The sequence below is a fragment of the Spirilliplanes yamanashiensis genome (assembly GCF_016863475.1).
Lineage (GTDB): Bacteria > Actinomycetota > Actinomycetes > Mycobacteriales > Micromonosporaceae > Spirilliplanes > Spirilliplanes yamanashiensis.
Genome location: NZ_BOOY01000018.1, coordinates 184,251 through 202,122, shown reverse-complemented (window position 1 = coordinate 202,122; position 17,872 = coordinate 184,251). Strand labels below are relative to the sequence as shown.

Genomic DNA, 17,872 nt, shown 5'->3' with positions numbered 1-17,872 from the left:
CCGACTTCCTCGTCGTGCACTACCACCGCGGCGACGGCGCGTACGACGACTGGAGCCTGTACGCCTGGGGCGACGTCGCGGAGCCGGTCGGCTGGCCGGTCGGGCAGCCGTTCGCCGGCGAGGACGCGACCGGCCGCTTCGCCTGGGTGCGCCTCGCCCCGGGCGCCCGCGACGTCGGGTTCCTTGTGGTCGACCGGCACGGCGGCAAGGACGTCGCCCTCGACCGCTACGTGGACCCGTCCGAGACGCCGGAGATCTGGCTGGTGCACGGCGACCCCGCCCTGCACGACGCCCCGCCGCCCGCCATCGTCACCCACACCGTCGCGGCCGCCGCGGCGCCGGACGACGTCGTCACCATCCACCACCACCGCCCGGACGGCGACCACGACGGCTGGGGGCTGCACGTCTGGGAGGGCGTCGCCGAGCCCACCAGCTGGCACGAGCCGCTCGCCCCCGCCGGGTTCGACGCGTTCGGCGCCGTCTACCGGGTGCCGGTCGAGCCGGGCGCGGCCGGGCTGCGCTACGTGCTGCACCGCGGCGAGGCCAAGGACCTGCCCGTCGACCAGCGCCTCGACCTGCGCGACACCCGCGAGGTGTGGCTGCTGGCCGGTGAGCGCGCCCCCGTCCGGCCGCAGCTGCGCAGCCTCGGCCCCGAGCTGGACCCGGCCCGGTCGCTGGCCGTCTTCGTCGACCGGGGCACCATCGCGCTGCCGCCGGAGCACGCCGACCTCGCCGTCACCCACGAGCTGGCCTGGCCGGTCAGCGGCACCCTGCGCATGGCCGGCGGCGAGCTGGCCGGTGAGCGCAAGGCGCTGCCGCTGACCGCGCGCCCCGGCGGGCTGTTCCAGGTGCAGCGGCGGCAGTTCCCGCACCTCGGGTCGTACCGGGCGCTGGCCGTGCCGGAGAACGACCCGGCCCGGCTCGGCGAGCTGCTGCGCGGCCAGCTGCTCGTCGTCGGCCTCGACGCCGAGGGCCGCGTCGTCACCGTCACCGGCGTCCAGCTGCCCGGCATCCTCGACGACCTGTACGCCGACGCCCGCGACGCGCCGATCGGGCCGGGCCTGGAGGACGGCCGGCCCACCCTGGCGGTGTGGGCGCCGACCGCCCGCACCGTCACGCTGCAGCTGTGGAAGGCGCCCGGCGAGGAGCCGCGCGAGCACCCGATGACCCGCGACGACGCCACCGGCATCTGGTCGGTCACCGGGCGGCACAAGTGGCTGGGCCGCGCCTATCGGTTCGCCGTCGAGGTGTGGCACCCGGCCGCGCAGGCCGTCGTCACCGAGAGCGTCACCGACCCGTACGCCGTCGCCCTCACCGCCGGCTCCGCGCACGCCGTCATCGCCGACCTGACCGACCCGGCGCTCGCGCCGCCCGGCTGGGACCGGCCGCCGCCGCGCCCGGTGCCGCCCGCCCGCGCCGTCATCGCCGAGACGTCCGTGCGGGAGTTCTCGTACCTGGACGCGTCCGTGCCGGCGGAGCACCGCGGCACCTACCGGGCGTTCACCCACCCGGACGCGACGTCGGTGCGGCACCTGCGCCGCCTCGCCGACGCCGGGCTCACCCACCTGCACCTGCTGCCCGCGTTCGACTTCGCCACCGTGCCGGACCGCCGCGCCGACCAGGCCGAGCCCGAGGGCGACCTGGCGTCGTTCCCGCCGGACTCGCCCGAGCCGCAGGCCCGGGTGGCCGCCGTCGCCGACCGCGACGGCTGGAACTGGGGCTACGACCCGCTGCACTACAACGTGCCGGAGGGCTCGTTCGCCACCGACCCCGACGGCCCGGCGCGCACCCGGGAGTTCCGCGAGATGGTCGCCGCCCTGCACGCCGCCGGGCTGCGCGTCGTCATGGACGTCGTCTACAACCACACGATGGCCGACGGGCTGGCGCCGTACAGCGTCCTCGACCGGATCGTGCCCGGCTACTACCACCGGCTGCTCGCCGACGGCACCGTCGCCGCCTCCACCTGCTGCTCCAACACGGCCTCCGAGCACGCCATGACGGCCCGGCTCGTCGTCGACTCGGTGGTGTTCTGGGCCCGGCACTACCGCGTCGACGGCTTCCGGTTCGACCTGATGGGCCACCACCCGCGCCGGCTCATGCTCGACGTGCGCGCCGCCCTCGACGCCCTGCCCGGCGGCCGCGACATCTACCTGTACGGCGAGGGCTGGGAGTTCGGCGAGGTCGCCGGCGATGCCCGGTTCGTGCAGGCCACCCAGCGCCACCTGGCCGGCACCGGCATCGGCAGCTTCAACGACCGGCTGCGCGACGCGGCCCGCGGCGGCGTCGCGTTCGAGGACAACCCCCGCGCCCAGGGCTTCGCCACCGGCCTGTGGACCGCCCCCAACGGCGACGGGGTCAACGGCGACCTGCACCGCCAGCGCGAGACGCTGCTGCACCTGCAGGACCGGATCAAGGTGGGGCTGACCGGCAACCTGGCGGCCTACATGTTCACCGACCACCGCGGCCGGCACGTCACCGGCGCGCAGGTCGACTACAACGGCTCGCCCACCGGCTACGCCGGGGCGCCGGGGGAGTGCGTCACCTACGTCGACGCGCACGACAACGAGATCCTGTACGACGCGCTGGCATTCAAGCTGCCCGTCGAGACCGCGCCGCTGGACCGGGCGCGGGCGCAGCTCGTCGCGCTGGCGCTGGTGCTGCTCGGCCAGGGCGTCGGGTTCTTCGCCCTCGGCTCGGAGCGGCTGCGCAGCAAGTCGCTCGACCGCAACTCCTACAACTCCGGCGACTGGTTCAACGCCATCCGCTGGGACCCCGCGCAGGGCAACGGTTTCGGGCTGGGCCTGCCGCCGTTCGCCGACAACGAGCACGCCTGGCCGTACGCGGCGCCGCTGCTGGCCGACGCCTCGCTGGTGCCCGACCCGGCGACGATCGCGTTCGCCGAGGCGCGGTTCGCCGAGCTGCTGCGCGTCCGGGCGTCGTCGCCCCTGTTCGGCCTGCCCACGCTCGACGAGGTGCAGCGGCGGCTGACGTTCCCGCTCAGCGGGCCGGGGGAGACCCCGGGCGTGCTCACCATGCACCTCGACGGCGCCGGGCTCGACCCGCGCTGGCGCTCGGTGACCGTGGTGATCAACGCGGGGCCCGACCCGGCGTGGCAGACCGTGCCCGCGCTCATCGGCGCGCACGTGGCGCTGCACCCGGTGCTGCGCGAGTCGGCCGACCCGGTGCTGCGCACCGCCGCCGTCGACCCGGCCACCGGCACCTGCACCGTCCCGGGCCGCTCCGTCGCCGTCTACGTGGAGAGCTGACATGGTCACGCGCGAGCAGGTGACGGTCTGGATCGACGACTACGAGACCGCGTGGCGCACGGCGGGCACGGCCGGGCTGGCCGGCCTGTTCGCGGCGGACGCCACCTACCGGCAGGGGCCGTACCGGGAGCCCGTCGCCGGCCTGGACGCGATCGCCGCGATGTGGGAGGCGGAGCGCGACGGCCCCGGCGAAAGCTTCGACATGGTGGCCGAGGTCCTCGCCGTCGAGGACCGCACCGCGGTCGCCCGGGTGTCCGTGCGCTACCACGACCCGGCGCAGGAGTGGCTGGACCTGTGGGTGCTGCGCTTCGACGACGAGGGCCGCTGCACGGCGTTCGAGGAGTGGCCCTACGCCCCGCCGAAGCCCTGAGGCGGGGCGAGCCGGCCGTACGACACCAGCGTGCGCAGTGCCCCGAGCGTCACGATGCCGCGCCACGCCAGCCGCGACGCCGTGCCGGGCGGGTCCCAGGTGATCGGCCAGCCCCCGTCGTCCTGCTGCGCCGCCGCCAGCGCGTCCAGGTGCCCGGCGAGCTGCTCCTCGGTGAACAGGCGCCGCCATGGCGAGTCGGCGGCGGGCGCGATCGCCAGCGGCGTCAGGCCGTAGCCCTCGGCGCCCGCGTCGGCCTGGAACATCTCGGCCGTGGCCAGCCGCCCGGCCACCGCGGCCACGTGCGACTCCGCGCGCTCGCGGTCCGGCACGTGCGCCAGGAAGACGAACAGTTCGGACAGGGCGTGCGCCTCGCCCGGGTACGCGCCCGACTCCAGCTGCGCCCAGCAGTACGCGGTGGCGGCGTCCCGCCACGGGTGGGCGAAGCCGACCCGGTGCAGCAGCCCGGCCAGCCCTGCCGTCGGGTTGACGCCCGGCACGTACGTCCAGTCGGTCATGTGCGCGGCGCGCGGGTACCGCTCGATGACGGGCGCGGCCAGCGCCACGGCGCCGTCGGGGGTGCTGACGCCCGCCAGGAAGTCGCAGGCCCGGCGCAGCAGCTCCGGGTCGTCGGCGCCCGCGTCGGCGTACGCGTTCAGCCCCTGCTCGACGGCGATCGGCAGGCTGGCCGGGCCGCACGTGTCGGGCTCCAGGCCGTGGCCGAGGCCGCCGTCGGGGTTGGCGTAGCCGCGCAGCGCGTCGGCGACGCCGGTGGGCGGCGCGCCGAGGAACACGGTGTCGAACAGGCGGCGCTCCAGCAGCCGTCCCTCGGTGAGCAGGAAGCGGTGCGCCGCGGCGAACGGATCGGTCATGGCCCCAGGCTGCCGCACCCGGGGCCGCGCCGTCTTGAAGAAATCAGCCGGGCAGCCGGGGGCCGGCCTCGCGCTGCGACGCCAGCCACGCCTCGACCTGGTCGGACGAGTGCGGCAGGCCGGCCGACAGGTTGACGCAGCCGTCGGCGGTGACCAGCACGTCGTCCTCGATGCGCACGCCGATGCCGCGCAGCTCCTCGGGCACCAGGTCGTCCTCCGGCTGGAAGTACAGGCCGGGCTCGACCGTCAGCACGTAGCCCTCGGCGAGCGCGCCGTCGCGGTAGGTCTCCTTGCGGGCCGCCGAGCAGTCGTGCACGTCGATGCCGAGCATGTGGCCGAAGCCGTGCAGCGACCAGCGCCGGTAGACGGTGGACTGCGGGTCCATCGCCTCGTCGGGGCTGACCGGCAGCACGCCCAGGTCGCTCAGGCCCTCGGCGAGCACCCGCATGCAGGTCAGGTGGACGTCGCGGAACTTCACGCCGGGCCGGATCGCGTCCATGCCGGCCTGCTGGGAGGCGTGCACGATGTCGTAGACCTGCCGCTGCAGCGGCGTGAACGTGCCGGAGACGGGCACCGTGCGGGTCACGTCGGCGGTGTAGAGCCGGTTGCCCTCGACGCCCATGTCCATCAGCAGCAGGTCGCCGGGCGTGGTGCGGCCGTGGTTGCGCACCCAGTGCAGGATCGTCGCGTGGCTGCCCGCGCCGACGATGGAGCTGTAGCCGACGTCGTTGCCGTCGTGCCGGGCGCGCAGCCCGAACACGCCCTCCAGCAGCCGCTCGGACACCGGGCGGTCGGCGGGCAGGACCCGGGCCACGTCCTCGAAGCCGCGCACGGTGGCGTCGATGGCCTCCTGCAGCTGGGCGATCTCCCACTCGTCCTTGACCAGCTTCGCCTCGGACACGGCCGCGGCCAGCTCGCGGTCGCGGTCGGCCTCGTGGATCAGCACGGAACGGTCGACGCGCGGGTCGAGGCCGCGCAGCACGCGGGTGCGGGCGGGCGCACACTCGGCCAGGGCGCGGGGCAGGTCGGCGTACGGGCGGGTCTCGATGCCGAGCTCCGTCGCCTTCTCCGCGAGGGTGTGCCGGCGGCCGACCCACAGCTCGCCGTCGCGGCTGCGGAAGAACTCGTCGTTGTCGCGCGAGGAGCGCTGCCGGGTGTAGAGCACCGCGTCGCCGCCGGGCGTCAGGATCAGCACGCCGTCGGGGTCGTGGTCGCCGGTCAGGTACGCGAAGTCGCTGCCCGGGCGGAAGTGGTACTCGGTGTCGTTGGCGCGCGTCTTCTCGGGCCCGGTCGGGATGACCAGGGTGTCGCCGGGGAACGCCTCGGCGAGCGCGGCGCGCCGCTTGGCGTAGTGCGGGGTCTCCGGGCGCGGCGCCACGGTCAGCGGGTCGTCGCGCCAGCCGGTGCGCATGAACTGCAGGAACGTCTCCGGGAAGTCGGGGTCGTGCGATTCGGTCCTCGGCTGGTCGGCCGGCTGGACGGTCGGCTCGGCGGCAGGCTGGGCGGCCGGCTGCTGGTCCTCGGTCATCGTGCGGTCCCTTCTCCCGTGTGCCCCGGGCTCGACCGTACCGCGCGGGCCGGTCAGGCCGACAGCGTCAGGCAGGCCGCGCGGGGGCCCGCCGTGCCGGCCGCGCCGTCGGCGGTGGCGGTGCGGTCGGCGTGGATGACGAGCGACCGCGGGCGGTCCGGGCCGTCGAGCTTCCAGGCGCCGCTGGCGGTGACGGTGGCGGCCCCGCGGTCGTCGGCGGTGAAGTCCAGCCAGACCTCGTTCGCGGGGTTGGCGTAGGCGGAGTCGACCGACGGGTCCGCGGTCGCCGCCGGGTCGGCGGTGTGCTGGTAGTGCGGGCCGGCGGCGGCGCCGTCGGGGCCGCACGGCGCGGTGTGCAGGTGCGCGCCGTAGCCGCGCTTGGCCAGCATGCCGGTGACCAGCAGCGTCACCGTGGCCCCGTTGGTCTCGGGCGCGATGGACAGCGAGGCGGTGGCGCCGACGGGCACCACGGCGGGGTCGTACGTGACGGCGGTCTCGTTGACCGCCCAGGGCGCGAAGGTGCCCTCGTCGATCCCGGCGCCGAGCACGCCGCCGGGCACGATCGGGGCGGAGCCCCCGGGCCGGGGCACGGGCAGGGCGCCGGTCTCGTCGCCGCCCGTGCCGCACGCGGTGGCGCCGGCGGCGAGGGCGGGGACCAGCAGCAGGGCGGTGAGAGCGGGTCGGCGGCGCACGGCTTCTCCTCCGGGACAGGAACGTGAACGCCCCCACTATCGCAAGAATTGCTGCAAATCGGGCGAGCATCGGGCTGCCCCTGGCGTTCCGTCCCGGAGAGGGGAAGCCTGGGGGAAACACGCGGCGGAGGGACGGCCATGGGCTACGCGGTGGTGCTGGGAGAGGCGCTCGTCGACCTGCTGGAGACCACGGTCGCCGGCGAACCTGCGTACCGGCAGGTCATCGGCGGCGCACCGCTGAACGTCGCCGTCGGGGTGTCCCGGCTCGGCGGCCAGGTCGAGTTCGCCGGCTCCGTCGGCGACGACGTGCTCGGCGACCGGGTCGCCCGCACCCTGGTCGACGCGGGCGTCGGCACCAAGGCGGTGCGCCGCGTCGCCGCCCCGAGCGCGCTGGCCGTCGCCACCTACGACGGCGCCGAGCCCGAGTTCCACTTCTACGGCGAGCCGCCCTCGTACGCCCTGCTCACCCCCGACGACGTGCCCGCCGGGCTGATCGGCGACGCCGCCGTGCTGTACACGGGCTCCATCAGCCTGCTGCGCGAGCCGTTCGTGTCCGCCGCCCGGCACGCCTGGCGGCAGAGCGGCCCGATCCGCGTCTTCGACCCGAACGTGCGCCCACGGCTGCTGCCCGACGTCGCCGCCGTCACCGCGCTGCGCGAGCTCGTCGAGGAGTTCATGGCCACCGCCGACCTGGTCAAGCTCAGCTCAGCCGACGCCGCCGTGCTCTACGACGGCGCCTCACCCGAGGCGGCCGCCCAGCACATCCGCGACCTGGGCGCCCGCAGCGTCGTGGTCACCTGCGGCCCGCGCGGCGGCCTCGTCTCGGCAGCCGGCAGCACCGCGATGCTGCCCGCGCCGACCGTCACCGCCGTGGACGCCACCGGCGCCGGCGACTCGGTCATGGGCGCGCTCATCCGCCGGCTGCTGGCCGACGGCATCCCCGCCGACCTGGCCGGCTGGCAGCGCAACGTGCGCTTCGCCCTGGCCGTGGCCGGCCTGGTCTGCGAGCGCCACGGCGGTGCGGCCGCGATGCCCACCGAGCAGGAGCTGACCGACCGGTGGGGACCGCTGGACTGACCGCCCTCAGCGCTCCGTGACGTCCTTCAGCGTGGCCGCCGTGGTGAACGAGAACGCGTTCCACTTCTGCCAGTCCGTCGCGTTGCACACCGCCATGACCAGCTTGCTGACGTTGATGTTGTAGGTCTCGTCCCACAGGTCGGCGTTGGGCGCGGCCGGGTCGGTGACGGTCAGGCAGGTGCCGGGGCCGCCCGGGCCCAGCGACTCGATGCGGTAGCTGGTGGCCCTGTTGCCGGTGTCGCCCCACATCCGCCACTGCAGGTTGGCGGGCACCACCCCGTTCGGGGTGCATGCGGCCATCGTCGGGTAGTACCCGGGCCGGGTGGTCGTGCCGGGGCCGCGCATGCAGTACGCCTGCGTGGTGCCCGTCGGCACGGTCCAGATGGGCCCGTCGGCGTGATCCTCGCCGGCCGGGATGTCCGGCACGTTCCACCGCTGGTTCCAGAGCACCTCGCCGGTGAGCTGCTGCTTGCACGGGAAGCTGATCAGGTACTCCCAGGTGACGTCGTCGGCGGTGACGTCGATGCACCGGCCGAACTGGGCCGCGTTGACGAGCTGGCCGGTCTTCGGGCCGGAGCGCCCGCCGCCGGTGGCCGGGGCGGTGAGGAACGTCTGCCGCTCACTCCAGTCGTCGACCAGCGTGCAGTACGTGGCCGTCTTCATCGCGGCCAGCTCCACGGTCGCGTCGGCGTACTCGGCGCTGGACTCCATGCACCGGCGGGTGGTGGCGTTCGGCATCACGTAGAACGCGGTCGAGTCGTCCGACCCCCACACCTGCCGGGCCACCAGGTCGGGGGCGCACACCTGGAACCGGACCGGGGTGCCGACGGCCATGTTGCCGGCGTCGAGGCACAGCCGCTGCCCACTCGCCTTGATCCTGGTGAGCGAGAGCGTCAGCCCGGGGTTGTAGGCGAACTGCTGGCGCGTGTCGCTCGCGTTGCACTGGCGGATCTGCAGCTGGGTGTTCAGCGGCATCGTCGACGCGGCGGCGAAGCAGTACGGCTGGGTGCCCTGGTTGCCGAAGGCCCGGATCAGACCGCCGGGCACCTTCTCGTTCTGCATGACGGTGGTGAACGTGTAGGTCGCCGAGACCGTCCGGCTGACGCCGTACGTGCCGGTGGACACGATGAGGGCGTAGCCGGGCATGCCGGCGGCCGTGGGGCCGCAGCCCCACAGCGAGGACGGGATGGTGCCGGCGACCGGCGGGGTGGTGGAGTAGTACACCCGCACGCTGTAGGTGGCGCCGTTGCCGGCGCTGACCGGCCCGGACAGGGCGGGTCGCGGCGCGGTGGTGCACGGCAGCGCCTGCGGGTCGCCGGTGCCGTCGGCGCGCTTGGCGAGCCGGACGGCGCTGAGCGTCGCGTCGATGCCGGACTGGGCGGCGGCCAGGGCGGTCATCCGGCTGGTGTCGCGGCGGGTGTTGCGCTGCTCGGCGGTGACGACCGAGGCGAGGACCATGCTCAGGCCCAGCGCGACGACCGTGAGCAGCATGGCCATCGGCATCGACCCGCGGTCGTCGCCGGCGCGCGTCCGGCTCAGCACGGGTTCGCCTGCGTGGTGTCGGTGTTGAGCGCGGAGAACGTGACGTCGCTGCGGCGCTCCGCGCGCCCGTTGGCGGCCGAACTCACCAGCTTGATCTGCAGGCGCTGGTAGTCGACGTCATCGGTGGGCTCCGAGAGGGTGAAGGGGCGCGTGAAGCCGGTGCGGTCGATGCGCAGGTCCGTCGCCAGGGTCGACCAGGTGGCCCCCGGCGAGCCGCCGGCCGTCCAGCTGCGCTGCTGCAGCACCCCGAGCGGCGACGACGTCACCGACCAGCGCACCGCGTGGCACTTGCGGGCCGCGCCCGGCTCCACCGACAGGTACGTGGCCGAGCGGCCGTCCACCGCCACGGACACCCGCACGGCGTAGCGGACCTGCCGGTCCAGGCGCAGCATCGCCACGCTCAGCGCGGACTGCGCCCGGTCCTGCAGGTCGGCGTCGTTGACCAGGCGGTAGACCGGCAGCAGCCCGGCCGTCGCGACCACGAGGACGACCGCCATGACGGACATCGAGACCAGGACCTCGAGCAGCGTCATGCCGTCGTCGGAACCGCCGGCCGGCCCGGCCGGGCGCCGGCCCGTCATGACTCGGTCTCGAAGATCGGGTCGGGCAGGGTGCCGGTGAACAGGCCGGAGACGGCGTACGAGCACACCCCGGCCGCGCAGCCCGAGTTGCGCCAGCTCACCGCGACGACGACCCTGTAGAAGGGGGCGGGCGCGGCGACCGACTTGGTGTCGACGCAGGCGCCGCTGCCGGTGACCGCCGCCCAGCACTGCCGGATGTAGAACCGCCGCTGGAAGACGACGTTGTCGACCGTCTGCTCGTCCGGGAACGCGGGCGGCGCCAGCCGCGCGGCGCTCGTGCCCATGTCCCACCGGCCCTGCCAGGCGCTGCCGACCTGGGCGGTCGCCCCGGCCACGGCCGGGTTGGGGCAGCTCGCCGCGGACGTGCACGCGGTGCGGCCCGCCACCAGCGCGGGCCCGCGCAGCATCCGGGCGGCCTCGACGCCGTCGACGGCGAACTGCACCGCCGTCTGCTGCTCACCCTGCCGGTGCGTGGTCCGCAGCCCATTGGCGAAGAATGTGCCGACGGCGCCCATCGTGATGCCGATGAGCGCGAGCGCGACGACCACCTCGAGCAGCGTGAATCCGCTGTCCGAGGGCTCGGGCTTCTGCCGGACCATACCCGTGTCTTCGGCAGCGGGGCCGCGACGATGAGAAAGTCAGGTCGTGGCGTGCGGCACGACCGCCCGGCCGCCCCCGCTCAGTCGCCGAACGCGCGGGCCAGGAACCGCTGCCGGTCGAGCAGCACCCGGCGCACCCGGACCTCCGCCACGACCGTCTCGCCCTCGCGCACCGTCACGTCGAAGTGCAGCCGCGGCCCGTCCTGCTTCGTCAGCGTGGCCGTGGCGTGCACGGTGCGGCCGATGGGGGTGGCGGCCCGGTGCTCGATCTCGGCGTGCACCCCGACGGTGGTGACGCCGGACGGCAGCTCGCGGGCGAGGGCCACCACGGTGGCCGCCTCGGCCAGGGCGAGGACCCGGGGCGTGCCCAGCACGGGCACGTCGCCGGAGCCCAGCGACTGGGCGGTGTCGGCGTCGGAAACGGTCAGCTCGACCCGCGCGGTGAGACCCTGCGCGAACTCAGGCAGCTCCATGAGGCGAGCTTAGGCCCTCGCGGGCCTGCCGCGCCCGCGCCGACAGCTCGGCCGCCATCCGCCACGCCTCGTCCAGGTCGCGGTCGCGGGCGGCCCCCGACCGGCCGCCGGCGGTGTCCGCGTACACCGTCGCCAGCCGCAGCCGGCGCTGCAGCGGGCCCTGCACCACCCGCACGCTCTGGATGCGCGCGTACGACACCAGGGTCAGCTCCCGGGTGAGCAGGCCGGACCGGGTGGCGAAGACCTGGTCGGCGAAGCCCGCGCCGAGCGAGCGCCACGCGAACGGGTGCAGCCAGCGGGTGCGCGGCGGCGGCGGGGTCGTGTGCACGGCGGCCAGGTCGGCGCCCGGCACGGCGTGCCACAGCAGCATCCGCGCCGTGGCCTGGTCGCCGACGGGCAGCAGCCGGTCGCCGCGCTGGGCGTCGTTGCCGCCGGGCGACGCGGCGCCCGCGATGTGCATGCGCAGCCGCAGCCACTTCTTCGGCCGCCACAGCAGCGGCGAGGTGAGCTGCACGTTCTGGATGCGGTGCAGCGGCACGGTCTGGTGCCGGGTCTCGGTGAGGCCGTAGCTGAGCCGGAACCGGTCGTCGCCGTCGCGGGCCGCCCGGAAGTTCCAGTCCGACAGGATGCGTCGCACCGGCTGCAGCAGCACGCCCGCCATCGCGGTGAGCGTGCTGGCGATCGCCACGAACGACCAGGTGTCCTCCAGCAGGAACTGCAGCACCACGAACGCCACGCCGAACGGCAGGAACATCGCCTGCGGGGTGAGCAGCTGGCTGAGCACCAGGTCGTCGTTCGACACGGCGTGCAGCTGCCAGGCCGGCGCCTCCGCGGGCGCCGCGTCCCCGGCGGCCGCGGCCTCGCCGCCGGCGCCCGCCGGGGCGGCGCCGACCCGCCGGGCCAGGGTCAGCAGCCGCTCGCGCAGGGCGGTGGCGTCGCGGACGCTCAGGTACGCCAGCGGCGCCTCGGTCTTGCCGCCGCCCACCACCTCCAGGCGCAGCTCGGCCAGCCCGGCCAGCTGCGCCAGCAGGGGCCGCACCAGCTCGACGGACTGCAGCCGCTCCAGCGGGATGGCGCGGGTGCGCCGCCACAGCAGCCCCTCGTGGATGCGCAGCTCCCGGCCGACGACGTGGTAGCCGGTGTTCAGCCAGCTGACCGCGAACACGACCAGCGCGCCGATCGCCAGCACGCCCACCAGCAGGGCGAACACGCCGAGCCCCACGGAGCCCAGGGTCTGCCAGCTCATGGCCGCGACGATGACGACGAGCGACTTGGCGCCGCGCAGCAGCGGGCTCAGCGGGTGCAGGCGCCGCCGCGGCTCCTCGCCGGGACCCGCCGGGGAGCCGGGCGACGCGGGCGACGCGGGCGGTGCGGGCGACGCCGCCACCGGGTCCGCGGGCGGGAGGGGCTCCGTCACAGCCCCTCGGCCCTGTCCTCGCCGAGGGCGGTGAGCCGGTCGCGCAGCCGCGCCGCCTCGGCGGGCCGCAGCCCCGGCACCCGGGCGTCGCTGGCGGCCGCCGCGGTGTGCAGCTGCACGGTGGCCAGGTCGAAGGCACGTTCCAGCGGTCCCGCGGTGACGTCGACGAACTGCATCCGCGCGTACGGCACGATGGACAGCCGGCGCACCAGCAGGCCGTTGCGCACGAGCAGGTCGTGGTCGCGTTCGGCGTACCCCCAGGCCCGCACGGCCCGGACCGCGACGACCGCGCGCCACGCGCTCCACAGCACGATCAGCGCCAGCGCCGCGCCGAGCAGCCAGTGACCGAGGAGCGCCCACGCCACCCCGGCGGCGCCGCCCAGCATCAGCATCCAGGTGCCCACGCCGATCAGCTCGACCTTGACCAGGTCGGGCGAGACGGGCTGCCAGGCGACCGTGTCGGGCCACGGTTCAAGGGCGTCGAGCGGTGCTGCGCCCGCCTCGGCGGGCGCGGGCGATCCGGCGAACGCGGCGGGGCCGGTGGGCGGTTGCGGTTCGGCGGTCACGCCGTCGAGCCTAGGTCACCGCGGCGCGTTCAGGCGTCCGGTGCGTCGGCGTCCGCAGCGCCGGCGGCGGCCCGCGCCGACGGCAGCAGGGTGACCTCGCGCAGGAAGCCGCGGGCGCTCAGGAAGCTGCGCAGCCAGTCGAGGTGCTCGTCGCAGGCGAGCCACACCTTGCGGTGGTCGGGCGTGTGCAGCTTGGGGTTGTTCCAGCGCAACTGGTGCACGGCGGGCGCGCGGCAACCCTTGGCCGAACACTCGAGCTGGGAGGGACCGTCCTCGAACACCCGGCTGAGTCTACGGACTCCGGTGCGGCCACGTGGTGGCAAGCGGGGTGCGGGGTGGTTTTTGGTGCGCCGGGCAACCACGGGGGAAGTTGCCCGGCGACGACCGAATGGTACACGGATGCATCCGTCGCTCGTCCAGCCCCGTGACGATGCCCGTTGATTCGTATAGCGCAGAAAGATCAACCGTCCCGGACGGTCCGTGATCAACTCCGGACAGCGCGTCATGCGGGCCTGCCCGCCCGTTCTCAGGCTGATCGTGTAAGGCTTGGTGGTCGGCACCGTGCCGACGAGCGCACCGACGAGCGACCCGCTGTGGAGGACCGGTGGCCCAGCCGACCACGCCCGAGAGCACGACCGGTCCCGCCGGCGGCTCGTCCAGCAGCACCCCGGCCCAGGACGCCGGGCAGCTCGAAAGGGCGTTGTTCGAGGTCAAGCGCGTCATCGTCGGGCAGGACCGGATGGTCGAGCGCATGTTCGTGGCGCTGCTGGCCCGCGGCCACTGCCTCATCGAGGGCGTGCCCGGCGTGGCCAAGACGCTCGCGGTCGAGACGCTGGCCCGCGTCGTCGGCGGCAGCTTCTCCCGGGTGCAGTTCACCCCCGACCTGGTGCCCGCCGACATCGTCGGCACCCGGATCTACCGCCAGTCGAGTGAGAAGTTCGACGTCGAGCTGGGCCCCGTCTTCGTCAACTTCCTGCTCGCCGACGAGATCAACCGCGCGCCCGCCAAGGTCCAGTCCGCGCTGCTGGAGGTCATGGCCGAGAAGCAGGTGTCGATCGGCGGCGAGACGCACCGGGTGCCCGACCCGTTCCTCGTCATGGCGACGCAGAACCCGATCGAGCAGGAGGGCGTCTACCCCCTGCCCGAGGCGCAGCGCGACCGGTTCCTCATGAAGATCGTCGTGGGCTACCCGACGGACGCGGAGGAGCGCGAGATCGTCTACCGGATGGGCGTCAGCGCGCCCGAGCCGTCCGTGGTGTTCACCCCGCACGACCTGCTCGCCCTGCAGCGCAAGGCCGACCAGGTGTTCGTGCACAACGCGCTCGTCGACTACACGGTGCGCCTCGTGCTGGCCACCCGCGCGCCGGCGCAGCACAACCTGCCCGACGTCGCCCAGCTCATCCAGTACGGCGCCAGCCCGCGCGCGTCGCTCGGCATCGTGCGGGCCACCCGGGCGCTGGCCCTGCTGCGCGGCCGCGACTACGCGCTGCCGCAGGACGTGCAGGACATCGCCGCGGACGTGCTGCGCCACCGGCTCGTGCTCAGCTACGACGCGCTGGCCGACGACATCCCGGCCGACCACATCGTCGGCCGCATCATGTCGGCCGTGCCCATGCCGTCGGTCGCGCCGCGGCAGGGCGCCGCCGCCGCCAACGGCGTCGTCAACGGCGCCGCCCCCGTCTCCGGCGGCCCGCCGCTGGGCGAGCCGCACGCCTGGCCCGGACACGCGTGATGGCCGACCGGCACGCCGGACGCGCCGGCCTGGCGAGCGCCCTCGAGGCCGACGAGGGCGTGGGCGCCGGCCGGGCCGAGGCCGTGCTGACCCGGCTCCAGCTGCTGGTCACCCGCAAACTCGACGGCCTGCTGCAGGGCGACTACGTGGGCCTGCTGCCCGGCCCGGGCAGCGAACCGGGGGAGTCCCGCGAGTACCGGCCCGGCGACGACGTGCGCCGGATGGACTGGCCGGTCACCGCCCGCACCACCGCCCCGCACGTGCGCCGCACCGTCGCCGACCGGGAGCTGGAGACGTGGATGGCGGTCGACCTGTCGGCGAGCCTCGACTTCGGCACGGCCCGCTGGCTCAAGCGCGACCTGGTCGTCGCCGCGGCCACCGCGATCGCCCACCTCACCGTGCGCGGCGGCAACCGCATCGGCGCGGTCGTCGGCACCGGCGCCGGCCTGCCCGGCAGGCGCGGCGCCGAGCCGGCCGCGCCGCACGTCACCCGGCTGCCCGCCCGGCCCGGCCGCAAGGAGGCCCAGGGCCTGCTGCGCGCCATCGCCCGCACCGAGATCCGGCCCGGCCGCACCGACCTCGGCGCGCTGGTCGACATGCTCAACCGGCCGCCCCGCCGGCGCGGCGTCGCCGTCGTCATCTCCGACTTCCTGGCGCCCGTCGAGGGCTGGGCGCGGCCGGTGCGCAAGCTCGGGGTCCGGCACGACGTGCTCGCCGTCGAGGTCGTCGACCCGCGCGAGCTGGAGCTGCCCGACGTCGGGGTGCTCACCCTCGCCGACCCGGAGACCGGCGTCCTGCACGAGGTGCGCACGGACGCGAAGCTGCGCGCCCGCTACGCCGAGGCCGCCGGGCAGCAGCGCGCCGCGATCGCGCACGCCCTGCGCGCCGCCGGCGCCGCCCACCTGCGCCTGCGCACCGACTCCGACTGGCTGCTCGACATGGTCCGCTTCGTCGCCGCCCAGCGGCACGCCCGCACGCGAGGAACCACGCGATGATCCGTTTCCTGCAACCGTGGTGGCTGCTCTCCGTCCTGCCGGTGCTCGCCGTCGCCGCCGTGTACGTGTGGCGGCAGTTCCGCAAGCGCCAGTACGCCATCCGCTTCACCAACGTGGACATGCTGCGCACGCTCGCGCCCAAGGGCCTCGGCTGGCGCCGGCACGCGTCCGCGGCGGCGCTGCTGCTGGCGCTGTTCGCGCTGTCCGGGGCGATGGCCCGCCCGTCGGTCGACACCGAGCAGCCGCTGGAGCGCGCCACCGTCATCCTGGCGATCGACGTGTCGCTGTCCATGCAGGCCGACGACGTCGCGCCGAACCGGATCGAGGCCGCCCAGGAGGCCGCGAAGCAGTTCGTCGCCGAGCTGCCGGCCGACTACAACCTCGGCCTGGTGTCGTTCGCGAAGTCGGCGAACGTGCTGGTCGCCCCGACCAAGGACCGGGCGGCGGTGACCGCGGCGATCGACGGGCTGACCCTGGCCGAGGCGACCGCCACCGGCGAGGCCGTGTTCACCTCGCTGGAGGCGATCCGGTCGGTGCCGTCGGACGGCGCGAACGAGCTGCCGCCCGCGCGCATCGTGCTGCTGTCCGACGGCTACCGCACGTCCGGCCGGTCCGTCGAGGACGCCGGCGCGGCCGCGTCGGCGGCCAACGTGCCGGTGTCGACGATCGCGTTCGGCACCGACGCGGGCATGGTCGACATCCGCGGCGCGATGCAGCGCGTCCCGGTCGACCGGGCGTCGTTGGAGCAGCTGGCGGAGACGACGAAGGGCTTCTTCTACGAGGCGGCGTCGGTGACGGAGCTCAAGCAGGTGTACGAGGACATGGGCTCGTCGATCGGCCACCGGGTGGAGCCCCGCGAGGTCACCCAGTGGTACGCGGGCACGGGCCTGCTGCTGGGCCTGCTCGCGGCGGGCCTCAGCCTGGCGTGGAGCTCGCGCCTGCCGTGAGCCGGCCGCCGCCGGTCACGGCTTGGCGGCCAGCACGAACAGGACGACCACCCAGGCGGCGGCGATGGTGAAACCGAGCGGAGCGACGTAACGGTGCATGATCGGCGGCTTTCCGTCGTGGCGGACGATGACGGCGCACACGGGTGGGGAGTCGCGGCCGGGCGGCCCCAGCGGTCGTCGCGGCGCACACGACGGCAGACGCGCGGGCACGGTGGCCCGGCGGGTGGCTGGGGGCGGGGCGAGCGTCGGCGGAGCTGAGCGCGCGGTGCGTCAGCGGGGCGGACGGCCGGCCCGGCGACGACTCGGAGGATCGCTATCTCGCACAGCGATCACCTCCCACAGTCGTCGTCTCTCAGGGCCGTGGCACACCTTACTCCCGCCGGGCCGCCGTGGCGCGTCAGGGCGGGCCTCCGGCGCGGCGCGGGCCCGGTTTCGGCTTACCCGCAGGTAGGGCCTAATGTTCCTGGCGCAGTCGTTGTGGAGGAGGGATCGCCGACGTGGCCCGTACCGTGCTCGTGACCGGTGGCAACCGGGGCATCGGCCTCGCCATCGCGCAGGCCTTCGCGAAGCAGGGCGACCGGGTGGCGATCACCCACCGCGGCAGCGGCGCCCCCGAGGGGCTGTTCGGCGTCCAGTGCGACATCACCGACTCCGCCGCGGTCGACGCCGCGTTCGCCGCCGTCGAGGCCGAGCTGGGCCCGGTCGAGGTGCTGGTCGCCAACGCCGGCATCACCGACGACACGCTGCTGCTGCGCATGAGCGAGGAGCAGTTCACCCGCGTCGTCGACACGAACCTGACCGGCGCGTTCCGCTGCGCGAAGCGGGCGAGCGGCAAGATGCTGCGGGCCAGGTGGGGCCGGATGATCTTCATCTCGTCGGTCATCGGCCTGTACGGCGGCCCGGGCCAGGTCAACTACGCGGCCAGCAAGGCCGGCCTGGTCGGCGTGGCCCGCTCGATCACCCGCGAGCTCGGCTCCCGCAACATCACCGCCAACGTGGTGGCGCCCGGCTTCATCGAGACCGAGATGACGGCCGTGCTGCCCGCGGAGAAGAAGGCGGAGTACGTGAAGGCCATCCCGGCCGGCCGGCTGGCCTCGGCCGACGAGGTGGCCTCGGTCGTGACCTGGCTCGCCGGCGACGGAGCCGGATACATCAGCGGCGCCGTGATCCCGGTCGACGGCGGCCTCGGCATGGGCCACTGAGCCCGTACATCAGGAG

The 17,872-nt window shown here is 74.9% G+C and carries 17 protein-coding genes and 1 pseudogene; 7 read left to right on the top strand and 11 right to left on the bottom strand.

Going from position 1 to position 17,872, the window contains the following annotated elements:
• Positions 1-2: 2 nt before the first annotated feature.
• Positions 3-3,266 (top strand): annotated as a pseudogene (gene pulA / locus Sya03_RS12940) (pullulanase-type alpha-1,6-glucosidase); the annotation flags it as partial.
• A gap of 1 nt (position 3,267) precedes the next feature.
• On the top strand, positions 3,268-3,636 hold the full coding sequence (locus Sya03_RS12935) for a nuclear transport factor 2 family protein (RefSeq protein ID WP_203938491.1): 369 nt from the start codon (positions 3,268-3,270) through the stop codon (positions 3,634-3,636).
• Here Sya03_RS12935 and Sya03_RS12930 read toward each other — a convergent pair.
• From Sya03_RS12930 to Sya03_RS12920, 3 genes are read right to left on the bottom strand one after another with little or no spacing between them, the layout of a single operon-like run.
• Positions 3,615-4,505 (bottom strand): hypothetical protein, encoded by an 891-nt coding sequence (locus Sya03_RS12930; protein ID WP_203938490.1) that lies wholly within the window; start codon positions 4,503-4,505, stop codon positions 3,615-3,617. The genes Sya03_RS12935 and Sya03_RS12930 overlap by 22 nt on opposite strands.
• Positions 4,506-4,548: 43 nt before the next feature.
• The gene (locus tag Sya03_RS12925) at positions 4,549-6,033 is read right to left on the bottom strand and encodes an aminopeptidase P N-terminal domain-containing protein (RefSeq protein WP_203938489.1); all 1,485 of its coding nucleotides are present in this window, start codon (positions 6,031-6,033) and stop codon (positions 4,549-4,551) included.
• Between the two features lie 53 nt (positions 6,034-6,086).
• Positions 6,087-6,725 carry a superoxide dismutase family protein gene (locus tag Sya03_RS12920; RefSeq protein ID WP_239107418.1) on the bottom strand — a complete coding sequence of 213 codons (639 nt, stop codon included), beginning with the start codon at positions 6,723-6,725 and terminating at the stop codon, positions 6,087-6,089.
• Positions 6,726-6,863: 138 nt separating this feature from the next.
• On the opposite strand from Sya03_RS12920, the gene Sya03_RS12915 reads away from it, so the two are divergent.
• The gene (locus tag Sya03_RS12915; protein ID WP_203938488.1) at positions 6,864-7,802 is read left to right on the top strand and encodes a carbohydrate kinase family protein; all 939 of its coding nucleotides are present in this window, start codon (positions 6,864-6,866) and stop codon (positions 7,800-7,802) included.
• A gap of 6 nt (positions 7,803-7,808) precedes the next feature.
• Here Sya03_RS12915 and Sya03_RS12910 read toward each other — a convergent pair whose 3' ends face one another.
• The 7 genes from Sya03_RS12910 to Sya03_RS12880 all read right to left on the bottom strand — a co-directional run bounded on the left by Sya03_RS12910 (position 7,809) and on the right by Sya03_RS12880 (position 13,261).
• Positions 7,809-9,344 (bottom strand): RICIN domain-containing protein, encoded by a 1,536-nt coding sequence (locus Sya03_RS12910; RefSeq protein ID WP_203938487.1) that lies wholly within the window; start codon positions 9,342-9,344, stop codon positions 7,809-7,811.
• Positions 9,338-9,925, bottom strand: coding sequence for a PulJ/GspJ family protein (locus Sya03_RS12905; protein ID WP_203938486.1), 588 nt, complete (start codon positions 9,923-9,925; stop codon positions 9,338-9,340). The genes Sya03_RS12910 and Sya03_RS12905 overlap by 7 nt, the downstream gene beginning before the upstream one ends.
• On the bottom strand, positions 9,922-10,524 hold the full coding sequence (locus tag Sya03_RS12900) for a type II secretion system protein (RefSeq protein WP_203938485.1): 603 nt from the start codon (positions 10,522-10,524) through the stop codon (positions 9,922-9,924). Before Sya03_RS12900 ends, Sya03_RS12905 begins: the two co-directional genes overlap by 4 nt.
• A gap of 80 nt (positions 10,525-10,604) precedes the next feature.
• A complete protein-coding gene (locus Sya03_RS12895; RefSeq protein ID WP_203938484.1) occupies positions 10,605-10,997 on the bottom strand; it encodes a thioesterase family protein in 393 nt (130 codons plus the stop codon).
• Positions 10,984-12,384 (bottom strand): PH domain-containing protein, encoded by a 1,401-nt coding sequence (locus tag Sya03_RS12890; protein ID WP_239107438.1) that lies wholly within the window; start codon positions 12,382-12,384, stop codon positions 10,984-10,986. The genes Sya03_RS12895 and Sya03_RS12890 overlap by 14 nt, the downstream gene beginning before the upstream one ends.
• Positions 12,385-12,410: 26 nt before the next feature.
• A complete protein-coding gene (locus Sya03_RS12885) occupies positions 12,411-12,980 on the bottom strand; it encodes a PH domain-containing protein (protein WP_239107417.1) in 570 nt (189 codons plus the stop codon).
• Between the two features lie 29 nt (positions 12,981-13,009).
• Positions 13,010-13,261: a hypothetical protein gene (locus tag Sya03_RS12880; protein ID WP_203938483.1), complete on the bottom strand. Its 252-nt coding sequence runs from the start codon at positions 13,259-13,261 to the stop codon at positions 13,010-13,012.
• A 323-nt stretch (positions 13,262-13,584) separates the two neighbouring features.
• On the opposite strand from Sya03_RS12880, the gene Sya03_RS12875 reads away from it, so the two are divergent.
• The 3 genes from Sya03_RS12875 to Sya03_RS12865 are packed head-to-tail and all read left to right on the top strand — an operon-like array spanning position 13,585 to position 16,654.
• Positions 13,585-14,712 (top strand): AAA family ATPase, encoded by a 1,128-nt coding sequence (locus Sya03_RS12875; protein WP_203938482.1) that lies wholly within the window; start codon positions 13,585-13,587, stop codon positions 14,710-14,712.
• Positions 14,712-15,707 carry a DUF58 domain-containing protein gene (locus tag Sya03_RS12870; protein WP_203938481.1) on the top strand — a complete coding sequence of 332 codons (996 nt, stop codon included), beginning with the start codon at positions 14,712-14,714 and terminating at the stop codon, positions 15,705-15,707. Before Sya03_RS12875 ends, Sya03_RS12870 begins: the two co-directional genes overlap by 1 nt.
• Positions 15,704-16,654, top strand: coding sequence for a VWA domain-containing protein (locus tag Sya03_RS12865; RefSeq protein WP_203938480.1), 951 nt, complete (start codon positions 15,704-15,706; stop codon positions 16,652-16,654). Before Sya03_RS12870 ends, Sya03_RS12865 begins: the two co-directional genes overlap by 4 nt.
• Before the next feature lie 15 nt (positions 16,655-16,669).
• Here Sya03_RS12865 and Sya03_RS31535 read toward each other — a convergent pair whose 3' ends face one another.
• The gene (locus tag Sya03_RS31535; protein ID WP_275411446.1) at positions 16,670-16,795 is read right to left on the bottom strand and encodes a hypothetical protein; all 126 of its coding nucleotides are present in this window, start codon (positions 16,793-16,795) and stop codon (positions 16,670-16,672) included.
• A gap of 356 nt (positions 16,796-17,151) precedes the next feature.
• Here Sya03_RS31535 and fabG point away from each other — a divergent pair, with 356 nt between their 5' ends.
• Positions 17,152-17,856: a 3-oxoacyl-ACP reductase FabG gene (gene fabG, locus Sya03_RS12860; protein ID WP_203938479.1), complete on the top strand. Its 705-nt coding sequence runs from the start codon at positions 17,152-17,154 to the stop codon at positions 17,854-17,856.
• Positions 17,857-17,872 lie beyond the last annotated feature (16 nt).